This is a genomic window from Kitasatospora sp. NPDC022785 (assembly GCF_055561295.1).
The window spans coordinates 1-25,832 of record NZ_JBVHHB010000019.1; the positions used below are offsets into that span (position 1 = coordinate 1).

The following is a 25,832-nucleotide window of genomic DNA, read 5'->3' on the forward strand; positions in this document are numbered from 1 at the left end:
CACCCCGACGTCCACCCGACGCCACCCCCACGACAACGCCGCTGCACCCGACCGAACACCCACGGTCCGGGACAGCGGCGTCGCGGCGTTCCAAGGCACTTATCCAGCCCGCCGACGTGCGGCGCCGTCGCCGCCAACCTCGCGCGCGCCGGACTGGCCCACGTCGTCGACCTGCGCGTCGGCCAGGCACTGGACTCCCTGCCCGTACTCGCAGACGAGGGTGCGGACCCGTTCGACCTGGTCTTCATCGATGCCGACAAGCCCTCCAACCCCGACTACCTGGAGTGGGCGCTCAGGCTCACCCGCCCCGGCAGCGTCATCCTCGGCGACAACGTCGTACGCGACGGCGCCGTCACCGACCAAGCCGAGACCGATCCCCGCGTCCAGGGCGTGCGCCGCTTCACCGAACTCATCGCCGCGCACCCCCGGCTGACCGCCACCACCGTCCAGACCGTCGGCGCCAAGGGCTACGACGGCTTCACTCTCGCCCTCGTCACCGCTTGACGCCCCGCCCGGCGGAAGAGACGTACGGAGGTCAGCCGGTGAGAACTCCGGACAGCTCGGTGACTGCGACGGTGGAGGCGGTCGCCGGCGGGGTGATCTTCACCGGCTTGCCCAGCTCCGTGAAGGCCACGGTGGTGACGGAGCGGATGGAGCTCATGGCCAGGGTCAGTCGGACCTTCACGATCCGCCCCTGTGAATCCACCCACACCTCGGCAGGGATCTGCAGCCCGGCGGTGCTCGCGGCCCGGACCTGCTCCACCTTGGCCCGTTTGTCCGGTGCCAGGCGCAGGGTGACGGCGTCGTCGGCGAGGATCCCGTCGTAACGGACGGCGCGGACCCCGTTCACCTCCTCCTCGGTGCCCCGGGTCACGCGGGTCAGGGTGGAAATCTGCTGGAGGAGGTGCTCGGGGTCGTTGGCCGGTGAGCGGAGCAGGGCGTGGGCGATGGTGCGGTCACGGTCGATCGCTGCCCACGTCCCCTCGGGCAGGCTCGCGGACCCGCGCACGTACACCTGGCCGTCGGCGAAGATCTCGTCGACGTGGCTGACCGCGCCCCCGGGGAGGTCAACACCGAGCTGCCCCCGGTCCGCCGCGAGGTCGAAATCCCCGGCGACCGCCAGGTGGTAGGTCGTCTCCCCGTCGCCGAGCTCCACGCTCTGGTCGATCCGCGCGCTGGTGCGGCCCGTGGCAGCCGCTGCCGCGCGCACCGTCTCGGCGTGATCGGTGACGGGCGTCGCCGGCGTGCCCGTCGCACCCCCGGGCGTCGCCGACGACGACGTGCCGACTGTGGAGCCGCCCGCCGTCACCGTGGCGGCGGCCGGCGGCCCGGCCACGCTTTTGGCGGACGTGGCCGAGCAACCTGCCCCGGACAGCAGCACGAGCACGGAGGTGACGAGAACGGTGGAACGACGCACTTCTTCCCCTGACCTGATGGATCGCCGGCGCACCACATCGCGGTGTCCCCCGCCGTGTGCCGGCGCCTCGACCCTAGCGAACCTGCTCCCGCCGGATCCGGGCGGGTACGAATAATCCCGCGGGGCGGTCAGCCGACCTGCAGCTGCCACCTGACCTCACCGTCGTCCCACTGGTCGGTGGGAGCGAGACCGGCCGCGGCGGCAACGGCGGCGGACGCCCGGTGGTCGGGATGGATGTGGGCGACGACGGTGTGCACCGGGCGCCGGCGGAGCCAGGTGACGAGACCCTGGGCCGCCTCGGCAGCAATGCCGCGCCCCTGCCAGGGGGTCCCCACCACCCAGGCGATCTCCGCGGCGGCCCCGCGGTCGTCGGCCGTGACCGTCGCCTGGACGGTGCCGGTCAGACACTCCTCGTCGCGCAGCCGGATCACCCAGTTGCACCAGACTTCGGAGGGGTCGGGTGAGCCGGCGGCCCAGCGTTCGTAGCGGGCCCGCAGAGCCGCGGCGGTTTCCGGCGCACCGCCGATGAAGGTGTGCAGACCGGGGTCGGACAGCACCCTGGCCATCTCCTCGGCGTGCTCGACGGTGAGAGGCAGGAGGAGCAGGCGGTCGGTGCGAACGGTCTCGGGCCGGAAGGCGGTCATGCGACCTGTCGGTTGGAACACCGGACGAGTATCGCGGGCTCGCAAACGGCCGGCCACGGCCCCGGCCCGGCGCCGGGGAGTAGGCGGCGGCCGCTCAGTACGGTGAGGCATGGCCCGCTTCGTCCTGACCCGCCGCTCGCCCCTGCCTCCCGACGTCTGCTGGGCACGGCTGACCGACTGGCCCCGGCACGGCGACCGCGTGCCGTTCACCCGGGTGTCGGTCGGCTCGGGGAACGGCCGGCAGTCAGGTGACACGATCGTGGCTCGGACCGCCGTCGGGGCGTTCCGGCTGTTCGACGATCCGATGGAGATCGTCGAGATCGCCGGACCGCTGCCGGGGCGCGACGGGGTGTGCAGGCTGGAGAAGCGCGGGCGCCCGATCCGTGGCGGCGCTGAGCTCCGCGTACGGGCGGTGGGCGCGCGGGGCGAACGGAGCGAGGTGACCTGGGCGGAGGAGGTCGTGATCGCGGGCCTGCCGGCCGTGCTCGATCCGGCTGTGGCCCGCGTCGGGAGGCTCGTCTTCGGCCGGGTTCTGGACCGGCTGCTGCGCTGAGCCGGTGTCGCCGCCGTGCGAACCGCGCCCCACCCGGGGGCGTGCGCTCGGGCGCCTGCCCGGCAGTGGCAGGATGCTTGCGGTAGGCGGCGTCCCGGTCACGGGGGCCGGGTCACGGCGCCCCCGTCACGAGGTCCCGGTCACGGGCACGACGAAAGGCGCCCGCACCGCCGGGCCGGTGGGGAAGGAAGGGTCCGATGGCTGGTAGGAGACACCGCGTCGCCGTGCTCGTGCTGGAGGGTGCGAAGCCGCTCGACGTCGGCATTCCCGCGCAGGTGTTCTCCAGCCGGCCGAGCATGCCCTACGAGGTACGGGTGTGCGGCGCGGCGCCCGGGCTGGTGACCGGCGGCGACGGGCTCGCCTACCACGTGGCCGACGGGCTCGACGCCCTGGAGCAGGCGGACACCGTGTTCGTGCCCGGGTACCGGGATCCGTCGACCACCGAGCCGCCGGCGGCGGTGGTCGAGGCGCTGATCGCCGCGCACCAGCGGGGGGCGCGGCTGGCGGCCATCTCGACGGGGGCGTTCGCGCTGGCGGCGACCGGGCTGCTCGACGGCAAGAAGGCGACGACCCACTGGCACTACACCAAGGCCCTCGCCGAGCAGCACCCGCTGGTCTCGGTGGACGAGAACGTGCTGTTCGTGGACGAGGGCGACGTCCTCACGTCGGCGGGCGCGGCCTCGGGCATCGACCTCTGCCTGCACCTGGTGCGACGTGACCACGGCGTCGGGCTCTCCAACCACGTCGCGCGGCGCCTGGTGGCCGCGCCGTACCGCAGTGGCGGGCAGGCGCAGTACGTCCCCCGGAGCGTGCCGGAGCCGCTCGGCGACCTGTTCGCCGGCACCCGCGAATGGGCCCTGGAGCACCTGGCCGAGCCGCTGACCCTGGAGACGCTCGCCGGTATCGCGCGGGTGTCGGCGCGTACGTTCTCGCGGCGGTTCGTGGAGGACACCGGCTACACGCCGATGCAGTGGGTGCTGCGGGCGCGGGTGGACCTGGCGCGCGAGTTGCTCGAACGCACGGATCTGGGAGTGGAGCAGATCGCCGACCGGGTGGGGCTCGGCACGGGCGCGAACCTGCGGCTGCACTTCCACCGGATCCTCGGCACCTCGCCGACGGAGTACCGCCACACCTTCGCCGCCCCGGCCCCCTGACGCCCGCCCCCGGGGGCGTTGGCGAGATCCTTGCGGTCGGTGGCAGCAAGTGTGGCGGGATACTTGCGCACCCTGTCGATCAAGCCCCTGTCCGGGCCTCGTTCGAACGCCGAGCATGGATGGCGAAACGAACGGAAGGGAAGACCTCCATGACCCGCATCGCCATCAACGGTTTCGGTCGTATCGGACGCAACAGCCTGCGCGCCCTGCTCCAGCGCGGCAGCGACCTCGAAGTGGTCGCCATCAACGACCTCACTGCGCCCGACTCCCTTGCCCACCTGCTCAAGTTCGACAGCTCGCTCGGGCGTCTCAACCGCCCGGTCTCGGTCGACGGAACCGACCTGGTGGTCGACGGGCACCGCATCAAGGTGCTCGCCGAGCGCGACCCCGCCGCCCTGCCGTGGGCGGAGCTCGGTGTCGAGCTCGTGCTCGAGTCCACCGGCCGCTTCACCTCGGCCGAGGCCGCCCGTGCGCACATCAAGGCCGGCGCCAAGCGGGTCCTGGTCAGCGCCCCCGCCGACGGCGCCGACGTCACGCTCGCCTACGGCGTGAACACCGACGCCTACGACCCGGCCGAGCACGTCATCGTCTCGAACGCCTCGTGCACCACCAACGCGCTGGCCCCGCTGGCGTCGGTGCTGGACGAACTGGCCGGCATCGAGCACGGCTTCATGACCACCGTGCACGCCTACACCCAGGAGCAGAACCTCCAGGACGGCCCGCACCGCGACATGCGCCGCGCCCGCGCCGCCGGCGTGAACATCGTGCCCACCACCACCGGCGCCGCCAAGGCCATCGGCCTGGTCCTCCCGAACCTCGACGGCAAGCTGTCCGGCGACTCCATCCGCGTGCCCGTCCCGGTGGGCTCCATCGTCGAGCTGAACACCACCGTGGCCCGCGAGGTCACCCGCGAGGAGATCCTCGCCGCCTACCGCGAGGCCGCCGACGGCCGACTGAAGGGCATCCTCGACTACGCCGACGAGCCGCTGGTCTCCGGTGACATCACCGGCGAGCCCGCGTCCTCGATCTTCGACGCGGCCCTGACCCGCGTGGACGGCAAGCACGTCAAGGTCGTCGCCTGGTACGACAACGAGTGGGGCTTCTCCAACCGCGTCATCGACACCCTCGAACTCCTCGCGCGGAACTGAGCGGGTCTCCTCGTGCGGAACTGAGCAGGTCTCCTCGTGCTGGAGGCCGACCGTCGGGGTCGGCCCCCAGCACGGCGAGGGTCCGCCTCGGAGGGCCCGGCCGTTCACCGGCACGGCGAACCCGGTCGGCCGCCGCCCCCGGCCACCGTTCAGTCGGCCATCCGAAAACTGCACCGCCCGACGGCCGGGCCCCGGCGTGGCAGGCTGCGGGCCATGAGCATGCGTGAGAGCGGGGCGGGCGGCGGGGACACGGGGCAGGTGCCGCTGCTGGTGGTGGACGCCGCCAACGTGGTGGGTTCGGTGCCCGACGGCTGGTGGCGGGACCGGCGCGGGGCCGCCGAGCGGCTGCGGGACGCGCTGGTCGGCGTCGCGCAGCAGGGACCGGCGGATCGGGGAGGGCCGCCCGCTGCGTCGCCCACCGGGCCCGTGGAGGTGGTGCTGGTCGTGGAGGGTGCCGCCCGCGGGGTGGCGGGGGTGCCGCTGGTACGGGTGGTGGACGCGCCCGGCTCCGGGGACGACCGGATCGTCGATCTGGTCGAGGAGGCTCTGGCCGCCCGGCCGCGGCGGAGTTGCCTGGTCGTCACCGCGGACCGCGGCCTGCGGAGCCGCGTCACCGCGCTCGGCGCCAGCGTCCTCGGCCCGCGCACGGTCTGGCCGGCCCGGCCGTCAGCCGAGGGCTGCCGACTCGACCGGCCTAGCCAACACCGAGTCCAACCATAGAATTTGCCTAAATGCTTTAGGTAAGAGCATGATCGGTGCAGGCAGAGGAAAGGTGCGCATGATGGCCAGAACAGGGGTGACCGCGGAACGGCTGACCCGGGCCGGCGCGGAACTCGCCGACGAGGTCGGCTTCGCGCAGGTGACCGTATCCGAGCTCGCCAGGCGGTTCGACGTCAAGGTCGCCAGCCTGTACTCGCACGTGAAGAGCTCCCACGACCTCAAGACCAGGATCGCCCTGTTCGCCCTGGAGGAGCTCGCCGACCGGGCCGCCGACGCCCTGGCCGGGCGCGCCGGCAAGGACGCCCTGGCCGCCTTCGCGGAGGCCTACCGCAGCTACGCGCGACAACACCCCGGGCGCTACGCCGCCACGCAGTACCGGCTCGACCCCGGGACGGCGGCGGCCAGTGCCGGCGTCCGGCACGCGCAGATGACCCGCGCGATCCTGCGGGGCTACGACCTGACCGAGCCGGACCAGACCCACGCCGTCCGGATGCTGGGCGGCGTCTTCCACGGCTACGTCAGCCTGGAGCTGGGCGGGAGCTTCGGCCACACCGCCGTCGACCCGCAGGAGTCGTGGGACTGGATCGTCGACTCCCTCGACGCGGTGCTGCGGGCCCGGGCCGCGCACTGAGCGGCCCCCTCCCCGAACGCCGCGCACTCCGGTCACCCCTGATCACCAGGCTGGAAGCAACGAGCACCGAGCACGACCTGATCACCACACCCGTCACCCCGGACCTGCTGCGCGGCCATCTCGACGTCGAGCGCACCGCCCACGGACTGCTGCCGCACCGACTGCCCGCCCGGGCCCGCCGTCAGATCCCCGACGAGCAGCTCGCCATGGCCGAGGCGCAGCCCTCCGGTGTGCGGCTGGTCTTCCGCACCCGGGCCACCGCGATCGGCCTGGAGACCCTGCCGACCAAGCGCGCCTACCGGGGTGTGCCCGCGCCGGCGTCCGGTGTCTACGACCTCCTGGTGGACGGTGACCCGGTCGCCCGCGCCAGCGTTCCCGGCGGCAACACCCGGGTGATCGACATGACCACCGGCTCCGCCGAGCTGCACCCCGGCCCGCCCGGCACCGCATGGTTCCGTGGCCTGCCCGCGCGCGACAAGACGGTCGAGATCTGGCTCCCGCACACCGAGATCACCGAGCTGATCGCCCTGCGCTCCGACGCCCCCGTCACGGCCGCGCCGGACCGCGGGCGCAGGCTGTGGCTGCACCACGGCAGCTCGATCAGCCACGGCTCCAACGCGGACCGTCCGACCGCCACGTGGCCCGCCCTCGCCGCCGCGCGGGGCGGCGTCGAGCTGGTCAACCTCGGCTTCGGCGGCAGCGCCCTGCTGGACCCGTTCACCGCGCGGGCGATGCGCGACGCTCCCGCCGACCTGATCAGCCTCAAGATCGGCATCAATCTCGTCAACGCCGATCTCATGCGTCTGCGCGCCTTCGGTCCGGCCGTCCACGGGTTCCTCGACACGATCCGCGAGGGCCATCCGCGCACGCCGCTCCTGGTCGTCTCCCCCGTGTTCTGCCCGGTCCAGGAGGACACCCCCGGCCCGCTCGCACCGGACTTCACGAGTGGCACGCTGAAGTTCCGGGCCACCGGCGATCCCGCCGAGCGCGCGGCCGGGCGCCTGACGCTCGGTGTCATCCGCGACGCGCTCTCCCGCATCGTCGCCGGGCGCGCCACCGACGACCCGCACCTGTATCACCTCGACGGCCGCGCGCTCTACGGCCCGGCCGACTACGACGAGTTGCCCCTGCCCGACGAGATCCACCCCGACCCGGCCGGTCACCGCCGCATCGCCGAGAACTTCGCCCGTCTCGCCTTCGGCCCCGACGGGCCGTTCTCCGACCCGACCGCCTGACCGCCCGGCCCAGGTCGGGGTACGGCCGAAACCGACGGCCGGGGTGCGACCGGGGCTGACAGCCGGAGTAGGGCCCGCGGCGACGGTCGGGGTACGCCGAGGTCGGGAACGGTCGGGGTACGCCGAGGTCGGGAACGGCCGGCGGTCGGATCGGAGGGGTTCGCCCCGTCGGTCACGTGGCCGACGGAAGGGCCTGACCGGCCGCGGCGCGAGCGGTACCGTCGCGGGCATTCCCGCCCCCGAGGCCTGATCGGTGCATGAGGACCTCGGCGGGCGCCGTCGGTGTGCTCCCGTGCGCGGCTGCTGTGCTGCCCGTGGCGGCTGGTGTCATAGGTGCGTCGCCTGACAACCGAGTCGCGGGGAGAACGGGTGGGATCACGCAGGCCGCCGGCACGGCGCGGGGGTTCGAGGAAGGGCGGCGGCGGGGAGTCCGCCGTCCTGTGGCTGGTCGGTGGCGTGGTCGTGGCCGGCCTCGTCCTGGCGTTGCTCCGGTGGCTGTTCGCGCACTGGTGGGTGCTGGTGGTCCTGCTCACGGCTGGCGCGGCCATCGCCGTGGTGGCGGTCCGGAGCCGCCGGGCCCGGGAGGCCGCGGCGCGCGAGCGGCAGCGCCGGCTGCGGCTCGCGCTGACCGGGCCCGGCGGCCTGGACCACATGGGGCACCGGGCGTTCGAGTTCGCCGTACGGGACTTGATGCGTCGCGACGGGTGCCGTGCGGAGCAGGTGGGCGGCGGCGGCGACCAGAGTGCGGACGTCCTGGCGACGGACCCGACGGGCCGCCGCTGGGTGCTGCAGTGCAAGCACAAACAGGACCCGGCCCACGGCGCGGCGGTCGGGGTGGGCGTGCTGTACGCGCTGGTCGGCACCAACGAACGGGTGCACCGGGCCGAGGTGCCCGTCGTCGTCACCAACGGCAAGTTCACCGCCCCGGCGGTGAAGTGGGGCCGCGAGCAGGACGTCGTCCTGGTCGACCGCGAACTCCTCGGCCGCTGGGCCGCCGACGGCCGCCCGCTGTGGGACCTCCTGCCCCGCATCCCTGCACCGCGGTCCGGCCGGGGCCACTGACCAGCCCCCGAACGCCACGCCACGCCTCGGCCCCGCGGACCGGCCGCGGCCGGAGCCCACCACCGGACCGGACACCACGTCAGACAGCTCTCAGGAACGGGACCTTCCTTTGACCGTCAGCGCATCGGCGGCCCTCGCCATCATCATCCTCATCCGACTGGGCCGCCGGACCGAGGCCCGCTCCCGGGCCGACGAGAGGTTCACCGCACTCCTCTGCACCGTGTTCGGCGTCCTGATCGCCGCCACACCGTGGGGCCAGGCGATCGTCCACCTGGTCGGCGTGGTGACCCGGGCAACCCACTGAGGCCGTCGGGCCGGCCCGCGCCCGTCGGGACCGAACCGCGGTCGGGCGGCATCCGGACGACGTCCGGGCGGGGCGCTCGGCCGGCACCCCGCTCCTGACCTTCCATCAACTGATGGTGCGGTAGGCAGCGGCCCAGCCACCCGCGGTGTGGTCACCGCGGGTGAAGACGGCGGCGCCGGTGCGGCCGGCAGCCGGGTCGTCCGGAGCGGGAGCAGGGTAGGTGAGATCGACGGTCGTGCCGGTGCCGGTGTGACGGGCGGTCGCGGCGCCGTTCCAGGTGAGGACGGTGGCACCGCGCGGGGCGTGCACCTCCGCGTGGCCGGCGTGCAGGATGATCGTCGTGCGGGTCGCACGGGCGGCCAGCAGACCCTGGTAGTCCCCGGCGGACAGCCGGCAGCTGCTGGGCGGCGTGGTGCCGGACCAGTCCGGGGAGTCGAGGCCGCGGGCCCGGGCCGCCTTCCACATGGCCGGGACGAGGGCGGTGGTGTGGGCGGGGGTGGCCATCTGCTCGCACATCCAGAGCAGCCGGCCGGCGCCGCGGCGCGGCCCGAGGGTGCGCCAGCGGATGCGCTGGGCGAGGTCGGCGGCGACGGTGGCGATCCACGGATGGACGGTGCCGAGGTGGCCCTGGGCGCCGAGCCAGGCGAGGTAGCGCTGCGCCTCCTCCAGCACGGGCGTCATCGAGTCGGTGGGGATGCCCAGGACGTAGGCGCTGCGGCCGCGGAACGCGTGGGGGCTGTGGGCGACCAGCAGCAGGACGGCGCGGGCGAGGTCGCCGGCCACGGGCTTGGCGTCCTCCGCGGCCTCGTCGCCAGGCTGCTCGGGGGCGTCGGGGCGGCCCGCGGTGCGCAGCACCTGGAACAGCGCCCGCTTGGCCCGCTCGGTGAAGGGGGCCTGTTCGAGGGCGGGCAGACGGGTGGCCAGAATGGCGATGAGGGCGTCCTCGGCGGTGTCCGGGTCGTCCGGGACGGGCAGCGCGTGGGCGGCCTCGGCGAGGGCGGCAGCGAGTTCGGCCTCGACCATGAACCGGCTGGTGAGCTTGCCGAGCTCGGTGGCCGCCAGCCCGGCGTCGCCCTCGGCTGTCTCGGCGCCGTCGGCGCCCTCGGCGCGGCTGAGGTAACCGGTGGCGGTGAGGAACTCGGTGGCGTCGTACAGCGGGTCGAAGGGGTGCTGGCCCTGGTGGAAGGCGAACGTGCGGGTCCACCACTGTTCGGCCTGGGCGAGGGTGGCGATCCGGCCCTGCACGGCCTCGGCGAGCAGGTGGTCGGAGAGCCGGTCGCGGATGCGGGAGGTGACGGTGTACCCGGCGGCCAGCCGGGCCTGCCAGTGGTGGCGCTCGCCAGGGGCGGTGAGCAGGTGGGCGAAGCCCTCGCGTTCGCCGGCGCCGATCCGGCCTGCCCGGCCGAACATCTGCTGGACCATGGACACCTCGATCCGGTCCAGGCCGATCTGGGTGTCCCGCACGATCACGGCCCGGGCGGGCAGGTTGACGCCCGCGGCGACGGTGGAGGTGGCCACCAGGACGTCGGCCCCGCGGGTGCGGAAGGCGTGTTCGGCCTCGCGCTTGAACGGCCAGTCACGGTAGTGCAGTTGCACTCCGGCCTTGCTGCACAGGCGCTCCACCAGGTCGACGTCGTCCGCATCGACGCCGGCCGTGTCGACGCCGCGGTCGTGCGCCAGGGCGAGCGCGGTGGTGCGCACCGAGCGTTTGCTGCCGCAGAAAACCAGCACGCTGCCGCCGTCCGCGCCGTGCCGGCGGGCCAGCCGGACGGCCTCCCGGGTACGGGTCTGATTGCGGGTCGCCCAGTCGGGGGCGTCCGCGTCCGGGGGCAGCGCGGGCAGCTGCCAGGTCAGCCGGGTGGGCCGCCAGGGCGAGCGGATCAGACGGGCGTTCAGCCAGGCTGCGGTCTCCTCGGCGTTGGCCACGGTGGCGGACAGGCCGACGATCCGCACCCGGGCGGCGTCCTCCCGCACCCGGGCGAGCAGGGCCTCCAGGACCGGGCCGCGGGTGGGGTCGCCCAGCAGGTGGATCTCGTCGACGACCAGGCAGCCGACCTCGGCGAGCGCGGCACGCAGTGAGCTGGTGCGGCAGATCGCCTCGAACTTCTCGGTGGTGGCCACCCAGAGGTCGGCCTCGCGGATCAGGTCGGTGTCCACCGCCGCCTCACCGGTCAGCCGGACCACGCGGCGCCCGGCCCGGCGCCAGGCGTCGAGGTCGCGGTCGAGCTCGTCGGTCAGCGAGCGCTGTGGGACCAGCCAGGCGGCCTTGCGGCCGCGTTCGCAGGCGGTGAGCGCGGCGACCACGCCGATCGCGGTCTTACCGGCCCCGGTGGGGGCGACCACCATGACGTGCTCGTCGCCGTCCAGCAGGGCCGGGACGGCGGCGGCCTGGACCGGGTTGAAGGTGGGGTGCGGCAGCAGCCCGGCCCACGCCTCGGGCACCAGCGCCTGGACCGGTACGAACGCGTCCGCGTCGTCGGCGGGCAGGTCGTCCAGGGCGTCCCACTGGGCGGCGAAGGCGTCCCGGGCCGCGTGGGCGGCGGGGCCTGCGGCCGGGGTGACGCTGCCGGCCGGCCAGGCCACCAGGTCGGTGCGCCCGCCGAGGTCCGACACGGTGGCCACGTACTCGGCCTCGGCCCAGTGCGCGGCGCGGCGCACCTGCGCGCCGAGGGCGGTCAGTTCACGGCCCAGGGCGTCGAAGTCCTCACCGGCCGGGAGGATGACCCGGGCGTCGTCGGCGGCGCGCAGGGCGGCCTCGGGAAGCGGCCGGGCGGGGTCGGTGACCTTGCCCCACCAGAGCGCCCGGGTCTCCGGCTGCGTGGGCCTGGGGAGGTCCTCGGGCCAGTCGGGGGCGGGCATGGGGCGGGCCGTGGCGCCGGGCGGGCGCCACACCGTGATCGGCGTGACGGTCACTCCCGGTCCCGTCCCCTCCGGAAGGTCGCAGGGCTCCAGTCCCGCCATGATCCGGGCGGCGGTGCGCACGGTCACGGTCCTCTGGGCGGGCACCGGGTCGGACGCCGGCGCGGCCGGGCGCAGCAGCTTGTCGTAGGTCTTCACACCCAGCTCGGCGAGGGTGTAGGCGCGCGGGCAGGCCGGGCAGACCACGGCCACGTACCGGTACTGGCGTCCGCCCGCCTCGTACGGGCGGCGCAGCGAGTGCAACGGCTCGCCGCAGTCGGGGCACGGGCGGGGCACCTGCTCCTGGTAGCTCCAGCCCGGTTCCGTGAAGCGCAGCAGCAGGCCCTCGGCCGGGAGGGCGCTCCCCCAGCGCTGTTCGAGCAGCTGAGGGACGGTCGGCTCGGTGGTTTCGGTGTCCTGTTCGTGCACGACGACCACTCTCGCACCAGGCCGGCCCCCGGCGCAGGGGATTCCGCGGGATGGGCCCGCCGGACCGGCGGGCCTGGTCAGGCGGCGTCGGGTAGGGCCGCGTCGGATCGGCTCACGTCACGTCCGGGCCCTGGCGCCTGGCCCCGGCGCCGCGCCCGTCCGGCCCACCGGCGGCGTCGGCGTCCTCGGCCCGGGTGGTCCACGCCCGGCGACGGCGGCCGGACAGCGCCTGGCGCCCGCGGACGGCGCCGGTGAGCCGGTCCCTTCCCAGTGCGTCGACACCGACCACGGCGACCGCACTCCACGACGTCCGCCCCACCGGGGCGAGCACGTCCTCCGCCAGCCGCCAACCCGGCGGGACCGCCTCCCCGGCCTCCAGCGCGGCGAGCAGCGGGCGGGCACGGTCGGCCGGGCGCTGGTAGTCCTCGCTCTCCCCGCTCCCCTCGCTCTCCTGCCGCCGCCGACGACGGCGGGCCGACGACGCGGCCACCACCAGTGCGGCGATCCCGCCCAGCACCACCGCCGCGCCCGCGTCCACGCCGAGCACGGCCACGGCCGCCCGGGCGGCGAGGACGGCGACAGCGGTCGATTCGACGGTGACCAGGACGGGGACCACACACCCGGCCAGTACCCGCCGCGGACGCCGGGCCTGCGCCGAACCGAGAGCGCCCACCAGCAAGCAGACCCCGGGCCCGCAGGCCCGCCTCCAGCCCCTCGGCCGGGGCGCTCGAACCGAATGCGGCCCGTGGCGCGCCGATCAAGGCGGTACCGGACGGGCCGATCGCCGCCAGCAGAACGGCCTCGACCTCGTCCCGGGGCCGGGGCCGGATGACCCGCAGCATCCCGTTGCGGTCCATCTCCAGCCGGTTGGTGAGGATCATCCGCAGCAGCGCCGTCTCGGCGACCCGCCAGCCGCCGCCCGCCAGCCAGGCCAGCTCGTACAGCGACAACTCCTCGTCCGCCGAAGGCTGTTCGGCCCCGTCCTCCGCCCGTCCTCGCACGACCACCGCTCTCCCACACCCGGCTCCCGGGCCGACCGGCCACCACGGTGCCCGCAAGACTACCGAGGCCTGACGACGGCACCGCTGGCGCGGGGCGGCCCGGCCGGTCCCGGTGCCATGAACGACCCGCCCGGTCGTCTCACTCCTCCACGGCCGCGGGGGCGCGGGCTCTGGGAGGGAAATGCGGTTGGGCTGCGGGGCACCGCCCGGTAACGTGCGGGGACGATCTCGGGGGGGTGGGCCGGTGCGGCCGGTGCTGTTGGTGGATGTCGACGGACCACTGAATCCGTATGCGGCGAAGCCGTACAGGCGGCCAGAGGGCTACGAGACGCACCGACTGCTGACGCCGCGGTGGGAGGCCGCCGAGCGGCATCGCCTCAACACCTGGGGGCTGCCGCACAAGCCGGTCAAACCACTTCGGGTCTGGCTCAACCCCGACCACGGGGCGGCCCTGTCCGCGCTCCCCTTCGACCTGGTCTGGGCGACGACCTGGCAGGAGGAGGCCAACACCTTCATCGCGCCCCTGCTGGGGCTGTCCGCCCTGCCGTTCATCGCCTGGTCCGAGCCGAGGCCTCAGACGACGGACGGGGTGTTCTGGAAGACACCGGAGATCGTCGCGTGGGCGCGGGGGCGCCCGTTCGCCTGGGTCGACGACGAGATCACCGACGCGGACCGGGCCTGGGCACGGGCTCACCACGACGGTCCGGCCCTCCTGCACCGGGTGGATCGTCGGACCGGCCTCACCGCCGACGACTTCGCTCTCCTGTCCGACTGGGCGGGCGGGCTGGGCTGACGCCGCCGGTCGCACTGCACGGCTCGGAACGGCTCCCGGAGTCGGTGTGCGCGGCCGGGCACAGGACGCCCCGGATGCCGCCCGTCCGACGGCAGGGGCACGACGCACCGCGCCCGTCGCCCGCCCGTCGCCGCCCCGTCGCGTCGGCCGTCCTCGCCGTGGTGCACGGGCCTCGGCCGGTCCCGCACGGGAGACTGGTGCCGTGGACAGCACTCCTGGAGCAGGTGACGGGCGTGGCCGGCGGTCACGCGCCGCTCGGGCGGGCGAGACCACCGCCGCCGTCGTCGGGGCCGGCCCGAACGGGCTGGCCGCCGCCGTCCGGCTCGCCCGGGCCGGTGTCCGTGTCACCGTCCTGGAGGCCGCCGACGAGATCGGCGGCGGCGCCCGAAGCGGCGAGGCGATCCTTCCGGGACTCCTGCACGACCACTGCTCCGCCGTCCACCTGATCACCGTCGGCTCGGCCTTCCTGCGCGGCCTCGGCCTGCACCGCTACGGGCTCCGGTGGTGCCTGCCCGAGATCGACTGTGTCCACCCTCTCGACGACGGCACCGCCGGGGTCCTGCACCGCTCCGTCGACGAGACCGCGGCGGGGCTCGGCGCGGACGGTGCGCGCTGGCGCCGGCTGTTCGCGGCACCCGCCGCGGCCTACGACGAACTCGCCGAGGACATCATGCGTCCGCTGCTGCGCCTCCCCCGCCACCCGCTGCGGCTGGCCCGCTTCGGCGCCCCGGCCCTGCTGCCGGCCACGGTCCTGGCACGCGCGTTCACCGGTGACCAGGCCCGTGCGCTGTTCGGCGGTGTGGCGGCCCACGCCTACCAGCCGCTGGAGCGTCCGCTCAGTTCCGGCGTCGGTCTCGGCATCCTGGCGGCCGGCCACCGGTACGGCTGGGCCGTGGCCGCCGGAGGATCGCGCTCGATCAGCCGGGCGCTGGCCGCGCTGCTCACCGACCTGGGCGGCACGATCGAAACGGGCCGGCGGATCCGCTCGGCCGCCGAGCTCCCGCCCGCGGACATCACGATGTTCGACCTCGCGCCGAGCGCCGTGGCCGGCATCCTCGGCGACCGGCTGCCGCCCCGCGTCGCCCGCGCCTACCGTCGGTTCCGGCACGGACCGGGCGCCTTCAAGGTCGACTTCGCCGTGGCCGGCGGCGTCCCGTGGACCGCCGAGCCGGCGCGGCGGGCCGGCATCGTCCACCTCGGCGGCACCTTCGAGGAGGTCGCCGCCACCGAACGGGAGATCGCCGCCGGGCGCATGCCGCAGCGGCCGTTCGTCCTCGTCGGCCAGCAGTACCTGGCCGACCCGCAACGCTCCGTCGGCGACGTCCACCCCGTCTGGAGCTACGCGCACGTGCCGCACGGCTACACCGGTGACGCCACCGAGGCCGTCACGGCGCAGATCGAGCGCTTCGCCCCCGGGTTCCGGGAGCGCGTCATCGGCCGCTCCGTCCGCACCACCTCCGGCTTCGCCGCCGACAACCCGAACTTCGTCGGCGGGGACATCATGACCGGGGCCAAGGACATCCCCCAGCTGCTGTTCGGTCCCCGCATCACCCTCCACCCCTACGACACCGGCGTCCCCGGCCACTACCTCTGCTCCGCCGCCACCCCGCCCGGCCCCGGGGTCCACGGCATGTGCGGCGCCAACGCCGCCGAGACCGCCCTGCACCGCCTCCGCCGGGCCGGCGGCCACCGCTGACGTCGTCACGGACGCGAGCCTGCGGCCGGGGCCCGGGCGGGTTGGACGTTGGTGCAGGAGGCGAGGTGGACGGCACCGCCGTCCGGGTGGCGCGGGCGCGCATGGTCTCCCCCTACGGACGGGGCCTCGGGCCGCACGGCGCCGCGGAGTGCGGAGTCCGTGCGGCCCGGCGAGCAGCAGGGTTCACCTGGTGCGGCGGGTCAGCAGTTGGACGGTGCCGGACGGCCGGCGAAGCGGTCGGCGATCCAGCCCAGGTACTCCTGCTGCGCGACGAAGGGAATGGTGTTGTGGCCGGCGCCCTCGTACGTGGTGTACTCGACCGGCTCGCTGAAACCGCAGGCGCGCCGGATGTACTGGGCGGTGGAGTGCGGGTTGATGACGGTGTCCGCGGTGCCCTGCATCACCAGCAGTGGCGCGACGCTGGTCTCGTAGCCCTGGGTGTTCTCGTAGAAGCGCTTGCGCCACGTCTGCGGCACGTCCCGGATCGGCTGGAACAGGGTGTCCAGCTGGTGGGCGTCGCCGACGTTGTTCTGGATCACGTCGGCGAAGTGCTCGATGCAGGCCACCCCGTCGCCCTCCAGCGCCTGAAGGCCGGCCGGCTTCAGCACCTCCGGGGCCTTCAGCTCGGGGTAGGCCGCGAGGAAGCCGCGGTAGACGTTGACCCGCAGCGCCGCGTTGTGCGACTCCGAGCTGTCGCTGCGCGGGCCGGGCAGCACCAGCCCGTCAAGCTCCGGTCCGAGGTCGGCGGCCGGGGCCAACGCCGCGACCCCGACCAGGTTCAGGTCCGGCGTGTACTTCCGGATGTCCTCGCCGATGAACAGCCCCGCACCCCCGCCCTGCGACCAGCCCAGCACGGCCAGGTCACGGCCGGCCTGCACCGACTGGATCCGGCGGGCCGCCAGAACCGAGTCCAGGACGTTGCGGGTCTCCGTCGCGCCGACCACGTACTGGTGCACGCCCGGCGTTCCCAGACCCTGGTAGTCCGTCGCCACCACGACGTTCCCGGCGTCGAGGAAGTCCGTCAGCGCGGGGACGCCCACGTCGATCGGGTAAGGGCTCTGGTAGGTGAAGTAGTCGACGAGGTCGACCGCGGGGTCCGGCACCGCCGAGGGTGCGCACTGGCGGGGCCCGCCGACCGTGCCGTGCGCCCAGGCCACCACGTCACGGCCGCCGCTCGGCGCCGGGCCGTCCGGCCAGATCACCAGGCCGGACACGGCGGCCGGCGTGCCGTCGTGCAGGGTGGACAGGTAGAGGACCCGGCAGGCGTGGGCGTGCTCGGGCGCGGGCACCCGGTGTGCCCAGATGACGTCGCCGTGGCGGCCCTTCGGGAGCGGCGACGGCGGCTCGTAGAAGTCCGCACCGCTCGGGCCGACGCGGACGCCCGGTGCGCACGGCGTCGCGCCGTGACTCCCGTGGTCCCCGCCGCCGCCCGGCTCGCCCGCGACTGCCGTCCCCGGCTGCGCCATGGCGACCAGTGTGACCAGTGCACTCACCGCCATGGCTCGTTGCCATGCCCTCATGCGTCGGTTCCCTTCGCTCGACAGGGGCCGCGGCATGGTTCCTCACCGTCCACGGCCACGAATGACCGTTCAGGTCATTCACCGTCGTGATGCTCGCCCAGGAGGGCCGTCACCCGACCACCGCACACGCGCGCGCGGCCGACCCACACTCAAACGGCCGCAGGCGTGGCCGGTCCGAGGAGGCGGGGCCGGTCGGCGCCCCACTGCCGGTGTGCCCTCCCCCGCCGGACGGCTCCCGGGGCACACCGTCAGGGGCAGCCGGGGCGGTAGGGGGCGCCGGGGGCCAGACGGAGCCAGTCGCGCCTGGGGACGGGTGGGCGCAGGACCACGCAGGCCTCGCGGGCGACCCTGGCCGGGTCGAGGCTCCAGAGCGGCGCCGAGCCGTTGTCGCCCGCGGCCAGGACGCGGCCGTCGGGCAGGAACGCGAGCCCGTTGAGCGGTTGCCCCGGGCCGGTGAGGGTGGCGGTCGGAGCCGCGGCGGTCAGCCCCCACCGGCGCAGCACGCCCTGACGGCCGACGTCCGCGACGGCGCTGCCGTCCGGTGCGAACGCGAGGGCCCGGACCGTGTCGGAGCCCACGGTGCGGGCGTCGCCGCCGGGATCGGCGTCCGCGTGGGCCCCGCCGTCCGGACGCTTGCCCGTGCTGGCGTCCCAGACCAGGACGACGCGGTCGTTCCCGGCCGTGGCCAGGCGTCGGCCGTCCGGGCTGACGGCCAGGTGGCGGATGTGGTCCAGGTGCTTCATGGTGCTCGCCCGGGCATCCGCGGACGGGTCGGCGACCGTGAGCAGCCAGACCGCCTGCGACTCGCACACGAAGGCCAGTTCGGCGCCGTCCCCGAGGAACGCCAGCGCGTGCACCGGGCCGCCGGGGGTGTGCGGGCGGGCCCGCAGCGGTGAGCCGTCCGGGGCACCGGTGAGCAGCCGCCCGTTCTCCGTCCCCACCGCCAGCATCGTGCCGTCGGGGCTGAGCGCCACCGCCGTCGGCTCGGCGCCCACGTCGGTGACGGCCGACTGCACGCCGTCCCGGGCGCGGGCCAGCCGGACGGTGCCGCCCGCGAACGCGGCTGCCAGCGTGCGGCCGCCCCGGTCGAAGGCCAGCCCGGTGACGGGCCGTCCGCTGGCCGGGGAGACCGCCACCGCACGCGGCGCGGCGCCCGCGACGTCCCAGAGTGCGATCCGCCCGTCGGCCGTGCCCACCGCCGCGCGGTCGCCGGCCGCGGCGACCGCCGTCACGCGGGGGCGGTCCGGGCCGGGGGCGAGGTCGGTGCCACGGCGCAGGTCCCAGATCAGGATGCTGCCGGGCGGGGAGCTGATGCCGGCCGAGGTGACCACCGTCCGGTTGTCGCCGCCGGCCGCGACGCCGAGGACGAAGGTCGGGTGACCGCGCAGCTCCGCCGTGACCCGGCCGGTGGGGAGGTCCCAGACCCGGGTGGACTGGTCGGCGCCCGCCGAGAGCAGGGTGGACCCGTCCGGGGTGAGGGCCAGCGCGTTGACCGAGCCGAGGTGGGCGGGCGTCAGGTCGGTGACGGACCAGTCGGAGCCGGCGGGCGGGGCGGCGGACGCGCTCGCGGCCGGGGCTCCGGAGGCGGCTTCGGACAGGGATTCGGACGAGTCGGCGGACGGCGGCGTGGAGGGGGCGGCGGAGGGGCTGGTGGAAGAGCCGCCGGACGGCGGGGCGCCGTCGGACGACGCGGGACCATCGGACGACGCGGGACCGCCGGACGGCGGGCGCCAGAGCCGGATGCCGCCGTACTCGCTGCCGACCGCCAGCAGCCGGCCGTCCGCCGCGAAGGCCAGCGAACGGGGCGCGGTGGCCCGCCCGGCGAACACCGCCGGCGCCTCCTGGCCGCCTCCGACCGGCGGGGCGTCGAGGTCCCGTACCAGGACGACGCCCTCGGTCGACACCGAGGCCAGCAGGTGGCCGGGGCCGAAACCCAGCCCCTGGACGACCCCGGTGTGGACGGTCAGCGTCCGTACCGGAGGCGCCGCGCCGGCGTCCGTGCGCCAGACCCAGACCCGGCCCGGCAGGTCGCCGTCGCTGCTGCCCGCGGCCAGCAACGCGCCGTCCCGGCTGAACGCGAGCCGCTTGGCCACCGAGGACCTCCCGGTGGTGCTCGGCGGCATCACCGGCGAGGGCAGCTCCTGCCGGTCGGCGACCCGCCAGAGCACGATCCGCCTGCTCGGCTCCCGGGTGATCGCGGCGGCGAGCAGCGAGCCGTCGGGGCTGAACTCCACGTCCTGCACCGGCTTGCCCAGGGTGTGGTCCTGCAGCTCGGCCACCAGGGCCGTCGTGCGCGTGTCCCAGAGCGCCACCTGCCCCTGAGAGTCGCCGGTGGCCACCAACCGCCCGTCGGGGCTGAGAGCGAGCGCGTTGACGCCCCAGGCGAAACCCGGGATCCGCCCCGTCAGGTACTGCGACTGGGTGCTCAGCACCGCGTCGTCGGCCGCCTGCTCCAGGCCCGTGACACCGGACCGTGCCGTCCGGCGGGCCTCGACCGACGCCAGCATCGCCGCGTACGGGTCCTGGGCCGCGTTGCGCTGCGCCTCGGAGAGCAGGGCACGGGCGAGGTTGGTCCGGTTGGCCGTGGTCGCGCGGTCCCGCTGCTGCCAGGCGGACCCGGCCGCCAGCAGCGCCGACACCAGCAACAGCGCCAGCCCCGCCACCAGTCGGCGCAGCGTCCGCACCCGGCGCCGCTCGGCCGTCCGCTCGTGCTCCGCCCGGGCCGCCGCCGCCGCCAGGAAGTCCCGCTCCACCCGGGTGAGCAGTTCCTCGCCGGCGGGCTCCGCGGCCCACTCCCGGGCCAGCTCCAGCCGGCTCCCCCGGTAGAGCAGCGCCGTCTCGCGGCCCGCCGCGGCCCAGTGCTCCGCGTCCTGGGTGAGCTGCTGGTGCAGGCGCAGGCCGGCCCGGCCCTCCTCGACCCAGCCGCACAGGCGCGGCCAGGCGCGCAGCAGCGCCTCGTGAGAGAGCGTCACGCCGCTCGCGTCGACGGTGAGCAGCCGGTCGGCGGCGAAGGAGGCCAGCACGTGGCTCAGCACCTGGTCGTCCGGTGCGGGCGTGAGGGGTTGATGCGTGGCCGGTGGCTGGGCGGCCGGCGGGTACTGGCCCGGCGGGTACTGGCCCGGCAGGCAGGCGTCGGGCAGGGCGCCGGCCAGGGCCGCGCGCGTCACCCGGCGGCGCGAGGTCTGGCCGTCCGGCCCGAGGTGGACCAGCCGGAGCAGCACCCGGCGGGCGGTGGCACGCGCCTCGTCGTCGTCCAGCCGTGCCCAGGCGCGCTCCGCCGTCGCCGCGACCGACCCGTGCAGCCCGCCGATGGCCCGGTAGCCGGCCAGTGTCAGCGAGCGGCCGGAGCGCTGCTGCCAGACCGCACGCAGGGTGTGGGCGAGCAGCGGCAGCGCGCCCGGGTCGTAGGCGCCCGAGGTGCCGGCCCCCTCCAGCCCGAGGTCGGTCGACATCAGCTCCAGCAGACCGGGTTCGAGCTCCAGTCGGGCGGTGCGGGCCGGGCCGGTGATCGCCTCGGCCACCTCGGCGGCGCTCATCGGACCGAGCGCCAGCTGGCCGCGCCGGACGGCCTGCAGCAGGCCGTCGTGCGCCAGGCAGTGCCCGTAGAGGTCCGCCCGGACACCCAGGACCACCAACCGGCCGCCCCCGGGGCCGGCCTCCCGGCAGAGGGCGTCCAGGAACGCCCGCCGCTCCTCGGGGTCGGTGCAGAGGGTGAACAGCTCCTCGGCCTGGTCGACGATCCACACCGCGTCCGGGCCGTCGGCGAGGCTCGCGAGGCGGTCGAGCGGGCGGCCGGTCGGGGTGATGACGGCCGCCGGGGCCGGTCCCAGCCCGGCCAGGCCGCCGCGCCGCAGAGCAGGCATCAGGCCGGCCCGCAGCAGTGAGGACTTGCCGGCGCCGGACGGTCCGACGACCAGCACGGGCCCGCCGCGGTCCGCCAGCCGCTCGGCGAGCAGACCGAGCAGGGCGGCGCGGGCCCGGTCGCGGCCGTGGAACCAGCGTTCGTCCTCCGCCCGGAAGGAGGCGAGCCCCGGGTACGGGCACTGCCCACGCGTCGCCAGCTCGACCAGCGAGCCGCCGGCCCGCAGCGCACGGTCGCACGCGCGGGCGAAATCGGCGGTCGCCGGCTTGTCTCCGTTCTCCACCTTGCTGATGTGGCTCTTGTCGTAGTGCACGCGACCGGCGAGCTCCGCCTGCGAGAGACCGGCCCCGCGGCGCAGCGTGCGCAGGACCGCCCCGAATCCCGCCCCGTCCGGCTCCGGCGCCCGTTCCGGCGTCGGGTCCGGGCCCGTCACGTCGCTCTCCGTGCTCACCGTCAGCCCCCGCTCCGTTCGGTCCCGATCGGTCAACGAGCCGGTGCGGCCCTGGTCACGCGGTGTCGGGCAATCCCCTCGGAGGAGTGATTCGGGCAGGTCAGAGGGGTTGTCGAGATGTCCTGCCCGGCCGACAACAGGCAACAGGTGCGAGCATCGCCGTTCCCGGGCCAAGCTCTCACCGGGCAGCGGATCGCCGGCCGACACACCGTCGGTTCCGGACGATCCGTCACCACCCGTGAACCGCAGCAGAGGAGAACCCGACGTGAAGCTCCGATCCCGCCCGACCTCCCGCGCCGCACTCCGCCCGACGTCGGCGGCTCGCACGGCAGCGGCTCGTACGGCGGCCGGTCCGACGGCCGGCGGCACGTCCGCAGCGTCCGGTGGCACGCCCGGTGGCACGTTCCGGCACGCGATCGGGGTGACCGCCGTCGCCGCGGCCGTGGTGGCCGCCGTGGGCGCGGCGGCCCTGCTTCCGGCGCCGCCCGCCGGGGCCGCCGGCGCCGGCCCGGACACCTACACCGTGCGCGGCATCGACAGCTACCACGGCGACCACGGACCGGAGGAGAAGCAGGCCTTCGACTGGCCGGCGATCGCCCGCAGCGGCCAGTCCTTCGTGATGCTCAAGGCCACCCAGGGCACCGGCTTCACCGACGGCTGGTTCGCCCGGGACCTCGCCGGCGCGCGTTCGGTGGATCTCATCCGCACCGGCTACCACTACTTCACCGCCGACGAGGACGGCTCCGCCCAGGCCGACCACTTCCTCGACGTGCTGCGCCACGAAGGCTTCACCGGCACCAAGCCGGGCGAGCTCCCGCCGGTCCTGGACCTCGAACAGTGCGAGAAGGCGGGGCACCGGCTCCAGCTCGGCCAGGTGAAGGCCTTCCTCCAGCAGGTCCGGACGGTCACCGGCGCCGCCCCGATCGTCTACACCCGCAAGGGCTTCGTGGACGACTGCCTCGGCGGGACGAAGGAGCTGAGCGGCTACCCGGTCTGGCTCGCCCGCTACGGCGACACCCCGCCCCGGCCCCTGCCCGGCGCCACGGGGTGGGACTTCTGGCAGTACACCGACCACGCGTCCGTCCCCGGCACCCCCGGCAAGGTCGACGCCAGCGTCTTCCACGCCGACCGGGCCGCCCTGCGCCGCCTCGCCCACCTGGGCTGAGACCGCCCACGACTCCCCTTCTCCACCCCTTTCCCTCACCGCATGCCACAGGAGGCAGCACCCGTGAAGAACATCCGCCGCTCGACCATTACCGCCCTCGCCACCGCCGTCCTCGGCTCGCTCGTCCTCACCGGGCCCGCCGCCGCGCTGCCGACCGGCTCCCTGCCGGCCGCCGCCGTCACCGACACGGCCGACGACGCAGCCGCCTCGGCCGATGCCGAGGCGGTCGGCGGCGAGGCCACCGATGCCGGGACCGACGCCGACCTGCGGGCCTCCGCGCCGAAGATCACCCGCGCCGAGGAGATCCGGCGGGCCAAGATCTGGCTCACCGACAACGCGGGCAAGCCCGTGCCCTACAGCCAGAAGAAGAACTGGAAGGACGGCTACCGTCAGGACTGCTCCGGCTACGCCTCGATGGCCCTCAAGCTCCCCAAGTCGGGCCCGAACACGGTGTCGCTGAAGAACGACGGCTGGACCAAGCCCATCGCGATGTCCGACCTGCGCCAGGGCGACCTCGTCATCAAGGCCAACAGCAGCGACTCCAACCACCGGCACGTCGTCATCTTCGACGGCTGGGTGGACGGCAAGCACAACTCCTACCGCTCCTACGAGCAGGCCGGCAAGGTGGGCACCCGCCACACCACGCACAGCTACGGCCTGAAGTCCGGTGACGGCTACCACGCCTACCGCCCGGTCAACCTGGCCGACTGACGCCCTGCGCCCCGTACCCCCGTGGTGGCCGGTCTCCCCGGCCCCGCGGGGGTACGGGCGTTGGTCGGCGCTGCTTCCGCCCCCGGCCACCAAGGCGACCGGGCCGACGCCCTCGTGGGTGCCGGTCCCTACGCCTCGTCGACCTCCAGGCCGTAGGCGACGACGGCCTGCCGCAGTCCGCCCGGGTAACCGGCGAGGGCGGGCGTGAAGTCCCAGTCCCCGGCGGTGTCGCGGTCGAACCGGCCCAGACGCATCGCGGTGTTGGCCACCGCACCGTCGGCCAGGTGCGCCACGGCCGGGTCCTGGTCGGCGCCGGCTTCCAGGATCAGCGCCGGCCCGGCGAACCCCGCCATGGTCGCCGCGGGGTGGTTCTCGGTGTCGGCCGCGGCGACGATCACGAGCCGGTCCGCGGCGGCGGGCAGCGCCTCGAAGTCGACCATGAGGCAGGCGTTGGCGTCGCCGTAGCCGGTGACCAGCCGCACCGCACCATCGGGCGTCGAAGCGTTGTTGTAGAACACCAGGTGCTCGTCCGACAGGGCCCTGTTCCCCTGGCACACCAGCGCGGCGATGTCGTACTCCTCCTCACCGGTCCAGTGGAGGAGAAGCCGGGCGGGCTCGGCGGCGACCTCGATCCCGGGCAGGTCGGCAACGCCGCCGGAACCGTCGGCCCCGTCGGCCCCGTGCTGGGCGGCCGCGAACACGTCGTGGAGGCCGTGGTGCTTGAGCAGCCCGACCAGCTCGGCGCCGTTGATCAGGGTGATCGGCTTGCCCGCGACGAACTGGTGCGAACTCGGGCCGAACCTGCTGGTCGTGACGAGCACGGCCTTCGTCGCGGCCTGATCGTGCTGCAGCGTGCCGTACAAGTCCCGCACGGCCGAGGGCGTCACCGTGTCCCGGTACCGCTTCACCTGCACGATCACGTTGCCGCCGCGGAAGGGGTCGGTGTCGACGCCACGCACGTCCACCCCGCCGTCCCGCGACCGGGCCGTCAACTCGACCTTCATGCCCATCGCCTCCATCAACCGGGCGATGAGCTGCTCGAACTCCACCGGGTCCATCGCCAGCAGGAGCTGGAGCTCGCGAACCCGCTTCGCCATCCGGCCGCGATTCGCGGTGGTGTCGTCGCGGAGGTGGCGGAACAGCATGCGCTGCGCGCGGCGCTCGTCGGTGTCAGGGCTGCTGAGGCGGTGGAGCTTCCGGCTCCGGGACATAGGCTGCTCCCTCGGACGTGTACGGGTCGACGGCAGGCGTCACCGTAGGGGACATGCCTACGCTGCGTCAGCCACGTGTCACAAATGAGACTTTCGGGAGGGATCGCACGCCGATGGCCTTCGGGCCGGGCACCCGGCGTGCACCGGAGCAGGGATGCCGTCGGCGGATCGCCCGCGCGGGTGGCCCGGCAGCGGGCAGACTGATCACATGACCTCGTCCTCACCGGGCATCACCCCGGACACATCTCGCTGCCCGGAGCGCGCCACCACCGAAAGCCTCACGGCCTTCCTCTGCCGCACCGCCGAGGAACTCGGGATCGGCCTGCCCGCACCGCGGAAGGAGAGGTACCACTTCACCGCCGAGTTCGACAGCGCCGACGGCCGCCGGGTCGCCGTCCGTTCCTACGACGACACACCCGGCTACCTGGTGCGCTGCCGGGGCCTCGGGGCCTGGCTCGCCGCCGGGCAGACCGCCGACCCGGCCGCCGCCGTCCGGGCCGCGGCCGCGTGGACGAGTGGCGCGGGCCTCCAGGAGACCAGGCAGGCAGCGCCGTTCATCGAGTTCAGGGACTGGGCCCTCGCCCACGAACGCGAGCCGCTCGACCCCGTCGAGCTGGCCTGGCGGCACCTGATCGACCGCCATTTCCTGCCCCCGTGGAACCGTCACCCCCACAGTCTCGCGCTCGCGGAGGCGGCCCACGCCCAGCCGGCGCTGCGCCGACTGACCCCGGTCACCAGCCACTTCATGCTCTGGTTCTCGACCACCGTCGAGCAGCCCTACGAGCGCGTCGGGTACTCGGTCGACCCCCACCGGGACGGGCAGTACGTCGTCCGGGGCGGGGGAGAGGTCGTCGCACTCACCGACACCCCCGAAGAAGCCGTCGCCATCGTCGTCGCCCATCTCGGGACCTTCGTGTCCTGATGGCACCGCCGGACGACTGGAAGGACGCCAAGGCCCACGTCGAGGGGCACGTCGCCGTCGTCAGCCGTGAGGACTGGGCCGCGGTCCGCGCCAAGTCGCTCACCGAGCGGCACCTGGCCGGCCCCCGGGTGCCGGCGCCCCGCCCCGACGGACGTGAGGCCGCCCGGCAGTTGGTCGCCCGGCTCACGTCGCCGCCGACCCGGCGGCACCACCCGACCGGGACGCGCCCGCCGGGGGCCGGGCCGAAGGCCGCGCAGCACGGCTGACCACGCAGGCCTGTCAGCCCGGGTCCCGGTGCCGCGGTG

Annotated in this window: 22 protein-coding genes and 1 pseudogene; 15 read left to right on the forward strand and 8 right to left on the reverse strand. The window is 74.9% G+C overall.

The annotated features are described in order from the left end of the window. Nucleotides 1-504: O-methyltransferase (locus tag ACZ3YO_RS26065; RefSeq protein WP_465573611.1), on the forward strand; the 504-nt coding region annotated here is incomplete at its 5' end. 31 nt (nt 505-535) lie between these two features. On the opposite strand, the gene ACZ3YO_RS26070 is transcribed toward ACZ3YO_RS26065, so the two are convergent. Together ACZ3YO_RS26070 and ACZ3YO_RS26075 are read right to left on the reverse strand one after the other, a co-directional pair. Beyond that, nucleotides 536-1,417, reverse strand: a complete 882-nt coding sequence (locus tag ACZ3YO_RS26070) for an SCO4651 family lipoprotein (RefSeq protein WP_465573614.1) — start codon at nt 1,415-1,417, stop codon at nt 536-538. Between the two features lie 128 nt (nt 1,418-1,545). Then, nucleotides 1,546-2,061 (reverse strand): GNAT family N-acetyltransferase, encoded by a 516-nt coding sequence (locus tag ACZ3YO_RS26075; RefSeq protein WP_465573973.1) that lies wholly within the window; start codon nt 2,059-2,061, stop codon nt 1,546-1,548. Nucleotides 2,062-2,170: 109 nt separating this feature from the next. Between ACZ3YO_RS26075 and ACZ3YO_RS26080 the strand changes: the two genes are divergently transcribed. From ACZ3YO_RS26080 to ACZ3YO_RS26115, 8 genes are all read left to right on the forward strand, one after another. Beyond that, nucleotides 2,171-2,614, forward strand: coding sequence for an SRPBCC family protein (locus ACZ3YO_RS26080; RefSeq protein ID WP_465573617.1), 444 nt, complete (start codon nt 2,171-2,173; stop codon nt 2,612-2,614). A gap of 197 nt (nt 2,615-2,811) precedes the next feature. Further along, a complete protein-coding gene (locus ACZ3YO_RS26085; RefSeq protein ID WP_465573620.1) occupies nt 2,812-3,768 on the forward strand; it encodes a GlxA family transcriptional regulator in 957 nt (318 codons plus the stop codon). Between the two features lie 149 nt (nt 3,769-3,917). After that, nucleotides 3,918-4,916 (forward strand): type I glyceraldehyde-3-phosphate dehydrogenase, encoded by a 999-nt coding sequence (gene gap / locus ACZ3YO_RS26090; protein ID WP_396324973.1) that lies wholly within the window; start codon nt 3,918-3,920, stop codon nt 4,914-4,916. 213 nt (nt 4,917-5,129) lie between these two features. Beyond that, the gene (locus ACZ3YO_RS26095; RefSeq protein WP_465573623.1) at nt 5,130-5,636 is read left to right on the forward strand and encodes a PIN domain-containing protein; all 507 of its coding nucleotides are present in this window, start codon (nt 5,130-5,132) and stop codon (nt 5,634-5,636) included. A gap of 61 nt (nt 5,637-5,697) precedes the next feature. Next, entirely contained in the window at nt 5,698-6,267 is a 570-nt protein-coding gene (locus tag ACZ3YO_RS26100) for a TetR/AcrR family transcriptional regulator (protein ID WP_465573975.1), read from the forward strand. A 77-nt stretch (nt 6,268-6,344) separates the two neighbouring features. Beyond that, nucleotides 6,345-7,502: a GDSL-type esterase/lipase family protein gene (locus ACZ3YO_RS26105; RefSeq protein WP_465573978.1), complete on the forward strand. Its 1,158-nt coding sequence runs from the start codon at nt 6,345-6,347 to the stop codon at nt 7,500-7,502. 369 nt (nt 7,503-7,871) lie between these two features. Continuing rightward, a complete protein-coding gene (locus tag ACZ3YO_RS26110) occupies nt 7,872-8,564 on the forward strand; it encodes a restriction endonuclease (protein ID WP_465573625.1) in 693 nt (230 codons plus the stop codon). A gap of 109 nt (nt 8,565-8,673) precedes the next feature. After that, complete coding sequence (locus tag ACZ3YO_RS26115; protein ID WP_465573628.1) at nt 8,674-8,868, forward strand: hypothetical protein; 195 nt, start codon at nt 8,674-8,676, stop codon at nt 8,866-8,868. A gap of 105 nt (nt 8,869-8,973) precedes the next feature. On the opposite strand, the gene ACZ3YO_RS26120 is transcribed toward ACZ3YO_RS26115, so the two are convergent. The 3 genes and pseudogenes from ACZ3YO_RS26120 to ACZ3YO_RS26130 all read right to left on the reverse strand — a co-directional run. Then, nucleotides 8,974-12,195 carry a DEAD/DEAH box helicase gene (locus ACZ3YO_RS26120; RefSeq protein ID WP_465573631.1) on the reverse strand — a complete coding sequence of 1,074 codons (3,222 nt, stop codon included), beginning with the start codon at nt 12,193-12,195 and terminating at the stop codon, nt 8,974-8,976. Nucleotides 12,196-12,307: 112 nt separating this feature from the next. Then, nucleotides 12,308-12,868, reverse strand: coding sequence for a hypothetical protein (locus ACZ3YO_RS26125; protein ID WP_465573997.1), 561 nt, complete (start codon nt 12,866-12,868; stop codon nt 12,308-12,310). 46 nt (nt 12,869-12,914) lie between these two features. Continuing rightward, nucleotides 12,915-13,202, reverse strand: a pseudogene (locus ACZ3YO_RS26130) (TIGR04222 domain-containing membrane protein); the annotation flags it as partial. Nucleotides 13,203-13,449: 247 nt separating this feature from the next. On the opposite strand from ACZ3YO_RS26130, the gene ACZ3YO_RS26135 reads away from it, so the two are divergent. Together ACZ3YO_RS26135 and ACZ3YO_RS26140 are read left to right on the forward strand one after the other, a co-directional pair. Next, nucleotides 13,450-13,989 carry a hypothetical protein gene (locus ACZ3YO_RS26135; RefSeq protein WP_465573634.1) on the forward strand — a complete coding sequence of 180 codons (540 nt, stop codon included), beginning with the start codon at nt 13,450-13,452 and terminating at the stop codon, nt 13,987-13,989. Nucleotides 13,990-14,293: 304 nt separating this feature from the next. Next, nucleotides 14,294-15,685, forward strand: a complete 1,392-nt coding sequence (locus ACZ3YO_RS26140) for a phytoene desaturase family protein (protein ID WP_465573980.1) — start codon at nt 14,294-14,296, stop codon at nt 15,683-15,685. Nucleotides 15,686-15,885: 200 nt separating this feature from the next. On the opposite strand, the gene ACZ3YO_RS26145 is transcribed toward ACZ3YO_RS26140, so the two are convergent. Together ACZ3YO_RS26145 and ACZ3YO_RS26150 are read right to left on the reverse strand one after the other, a co-directional pair. Then, the gene (locus ACZ3YO_RS26145) at nt 15,886-17,178 is read right to left on the reverse strand and encodes a lipase family protein (protein ID WP_465573637.1); all 1,293 of its coding nucleotides are present in this window, start codon (nt 17,176-17,178) and stop codon (nt 15,886-15,888) included. A 275-nt stretch (nt 17,179-17,453) separates the two neighbouring features. Beyond that, complete coding sequence (locus tag ACZ3YO_RS26150; RefSeq protein ID WP_465573639.1) at nt 17,454-21,518, reverse strand: nSTAND1 domain-containing NTPase; 4,065 nt, start codon at nt 21,516-21,518, stop codon at nt 17,454-17,456. Nucleotides 21,519-21,783: 265 nt separating this feature from the next. Here ACZ3YO_RS26150 and ACZ3YO_RS26155 point away from each other — a divergent pair, with 265 nt between their 5' ends. Both ACZ3YO_RS26155 and ACZ3YO_RS26160 read left to right on the forward strand, forming a co-directional pair. Next, the gene (locus ACZ3YO_RS26155; RefSeq protein WP_465573642.1) at nt 21,784-22,683 is read left to right on the forward strand and encodes a glycoside hydrolase family 25 protein; all 900 of its coding nucleotides are present in this window, start codon (nt 21,784-21,786) and stop codon (nt 22,681-22,683) included. Nucleotides 22,684-22,746: 63 nt separating this feature from the next. Beyond that, nucleotides 22,747-23,394 carry a hypothetical protein gene (locus ACZ3YO_RS26160; protein WP_465573645.1) on the forward strand — a complete coding sequence of 216 codons (648 nt, stop codon included), beginning with the start codon at nt 22,747-22,749 and terminating at the stop codon, nt 23,392-23,394. A gap of 128 nt (nt 23,395-23,522) precedes the next feature. Here the strand turns inward: ACZ3YO_RS26160 and ACZ3YO_RS26165 are convergent, their stop codons facing one another. Continuing rightward, nucleotides 23,523-24,605, reverse strand: coding sequence for a restriction endonuclease (locus ACZ3YO_RS26165; protein ID WP_465573648.1), 1,083 nt, complete (start codon nt 24,603-24,605; stop codon nt 23,523-23,525). Nucleotides 24,606-24,813: 208 nt separating this feature from the next. Here ACZ3YO_RS26165 and ACZ3YO_RS26170 point away from each other — a divergent pair, with 208 nt between their 5' ends. Together ACZ3YO_RS26170 and ACZ3YO_RS26175 are read left to right on the forward strand one after the other, a co-directional pair. Further along, entirely contained in the window at nt 24,814-25,527 is a 714-nt protein-coding gene (locus ACZ3YO_RS26170; protein WP_465573651.1) for a DUF6193 family natural product biosynthesis protein, read from the forward strand. Further along, complete coding sequence (locus ACZ3YO_RS26175; RefSeq protein WP_465573653.1) at nt 25,527-25,793, forward strand: hypothetical protein; 267 nt, start codon at nt 25,527-25,529, stop codon at nt 25,791-25,793. The genes ACZ3YO_RS26170 and ACZ3YO_RS26175 overlap by 1 nt, the downstream gene beginning before the upstream one ends. Nucleotides 25,794-25,832: the final 39 nt, after the last annotated feature.

Excerpts from the sequence above, each read along its gene's own strand:
- ACZ3YO_RS26100 (WP_465573975.1), top strand. The coding sequence starts at position 5,698 with ATGGCCAGAACAGGGGTGACCGCGGAACGGCTGACCCGGGCCGGCGCG.
- ACZ3YO_RS26170 (WP_465573651.1), top strand. The coding sequence starts at position 24,814 with ATGACCTCGTCCTCACCGGGCATCACCCCGGACACATCTCGCTGCCCG.
- gap (WP_396324973.1), top strand. The coding sequence starts at position 3,918 with ATGACCCGCATCGCCATCAACGGTTTCGGTCGTATCGGACGCAACAGC.
- ACZ3YO_RS26075 (WP_465573973.1), bottom strand. The coding sequence starts at position 2,061 with ATGACCGCCTTCCGGCCCGAGACCGTTCGCACCGACCGCCTGCTCCTC.
- ACZ3YO_RS26095 (WP_465573623.1), top strand. The coding sequence starts at position 5,130 with ATGAGCATGCGTGAGAGCGGGGCGGGCGGCGGGGACACGGGGCAGGTG.
- ACZ3YO_RS26080 (WP_465573617.1), top strand. The coding sequence starts at position 2,171 with ATGGCCCGCTTCGTCCTGACCCGCCGCTCGCCCCTGCCTCCCGACGTC.
- ACZ3YO_RS26165 (WP_465573648.1), bottom strand. The coding sequence starts at position 24,605 with ATGTCCCGGAGCCGGAAGCTCCACCGCCTCAGCAGCCCTGACACCGAC.
- ACZ3YO_RS26175 (WP_465573653.1), top strand. The coding sequence starts at position 25,527 with ATGGCACCGCCGGACGACTGGAAGGACGCCAAGGCCCACGTCGAGGGG.
- ACZ3YO_RS26085 (WP_465573620.1), top strand. The coding sequence starts at position 2,812 with ATGGCTGGTAGGAGACACCGCGTCGCCGTGCTCGTGCTGGAGGGTGCG.